This is a genomic window from Halorubrum sp. Atlit-26R (assembly GCF_003666015.1).
GTDB lineage: Archaea > Halobacteriota > Halobacteria > Halobacteriales > Haloferacaceae > Halorubrum.
On the sequence record NZ_QPLT01000041.1, the window covers coordinates 1 to 2,146 of the forward strand.

A 2,146-nucleotide genomic window follows, 5' to 3' on the forward strand; every position below is an offset into this window, starting at 1 on the left:
CGATTTTGTTGTGATTTTGTATTCATCAGAGAAAATCCGGGGAGCTCTTCATCGGGTCGGTTCACATATTCCATGATGGTGGGTACAATATCAAGCGTACTGACTGGCTCGTGTATAGTTTTGCTAGACGAAGCATTGGGTGGCGAAACCAACAATGGGACGTGTAGCAACGATTCGTGAAGATGTCGAGGATGCGTATAGTAACCGTGTTCACCAAACGCATCCCCATGGTCGGCTGTAACCACAATCAAACTTTCCTTGACCAAACCCCTGTCTCCTAGCAACTCGAAAAACCTCCGGAGCTGATCATCGAGATATCGAATTTCGCCGTCGTAGGCGTCGATCAACAACTGGCGTTCGTTCTCTGATACGTCTTCCGGTCGTTCAATCGTTTTCTGGTAGAGCGCCTGCGCATCATTGTTCGACAATTCCCTTTCTGAGTACGAGTACTCCTCGGGTGGATTGTACGGCCCGTGAGGATCCATATAGTGGCTCCACAGGAAGAAGGGCCGATCGTCGTCGATTGAATCCAACCAAGAGAGCGACCGTTCGTTGATCTCCGCGGCACGAGCGTGGTACTCACCCTTATTCAAGACAAACTTGTTCAGCGCCCGCTGGGCGAGTGCGAAGAACCGGTTGCGTCCAAGTACGAGGTCGTCGTCGAAGGTATCGAACCCGCTGTCGTAGCCGTACGCACGCGAGACGTAGGGATTCGAGTGGAAACCGGCGGTTCGGAACCCTGCCTCCGAAAGTCGATCAGCAACCGTCTTCGGCACGTATCGGTACCCGTTCGCGGCGAACACGTCGGGATAGCGCCCGCTCAACAGCGCCGGGACGGCCTCCCGGGTGTGTGAACTCGCGGAGATCGCTGTCGTGAATGCGAGCTCTCTGTCCGCGAGTTCGTCGAGGAACGGACTCGTCTCTCGATCGTACCCGTGCGCTCCGAGGTGATCCGCACGGAGGGCGTCGATCGAGAGGAGAATGATGTTCGGGCGATCAGTCATAGCGGATACTCGATTTGTCCTACCCCCATCGTATTAGTCACTGTCATTTCAGGTGTGTACACGCACTTGATCGTATACTGATGTCGCCTGTTCGCCGACGCGGTCGAGACTGTACCGTTCGGCCTCCTCCCGATTTTCGGGCGTCGAGAGCTGCTCGCCGTCTCGTTCCTCGTTCAGCACGTCCATCATTGCCGTCGCGAATGCCTCCGGATCGCTGGCATCGGCGAGTCGGTTCGGTTCCTCCGGTACCAGACGTCGAATAATATCCAAGTCGTTCGCCACGACTTGGGTCCCCGTCGCCATCGCCTCCAACACGGCGATGCCGAACCCCTCCTGCCGCGATGGCAACACGAAGACTGACGACTCGTGGAGCAGTGCCCGCTTCCGCTCTTCTGAGACGAAGCCGAGAAACGTCACGTTCTCCCAAATTCCCAACTCAGCCGCCTGTCGCTCTAGCCGATCTTGTTCCGGTCCCGAGCCGGCGATACCCAATTGGACCGACGGGTACTCCGCGGCAACGAGCGCCATCGCCTCCAGTAGTTGGTCGATGCCCTTTCGGTGAACGAGTCGCGAAACAACGATGAAGTCGAACGACTCGGCCTCCACCGTCGCAGGCGGCTCTAAGTACGTGTCGACGTCTAGCCCGTTCGGCACGACGTGTATCGGTATCGATGTCCCGTACCCTCGTAGCTCCTCCTGCGTCTCTTCACGGGGAACGATCACGGCCGCGTACAACCTGATACGCAGGAAGTTCTGGACGAGCAGCTGAATGACACCGACCGGGAGCGGGTACTTCTGGATCGCGCTGCGGTCGTGATACTCGTGGACGAGCGCCACCACCGGCACGGAGAACAGCGGCCCGAGGAACGCGACGAGGCTCGGATGTGGCGTGTGGTTGTCGACGATAATATCGATGTCGTCGCTGAACAACGTTGCGAGCAGGATCGGTAGAGAAACGAGCGGAAACAGCGATCGAGCGAGATAGAAGTGGAGGGTCGGGGCGCGCTGGAGGAAGTCCGGGACGCATTTGACCGTCCGAATCCGGACTCCGTTGGAGACGCGTCGCTGCGGGAGCTCGGGATCGGTCCGACTGGCCACGACCCGTACGTCCGCACCCTTCTTGTGAAGCGTTGCTGCCTCCT

General features: G+C 58.1%; 2 protein-coding genes. Both read right to left on the reverse strand.

All coding sequences use genetic code 11. The features are described 5' to 3' along the window. Positions 1 to 1,004 (reverse strand): sulfatase (locus DVK07_RS19010; RefSeq protein ID WP_121598462.1); only part of this gene is annotated, 1,004 nt, incomplete at its 3' end. Between the two features lie 48 nt (positions 1,005 to 1,052). Then, positions 1,053 to 2,146: glycosyltransferase family 4 protein (locus DVK07_RS19015; RefSeq protein ID WP_147441220.1), on the reverse strand; the 1,094-nt coding region annotated here is incomplete at its 5' end.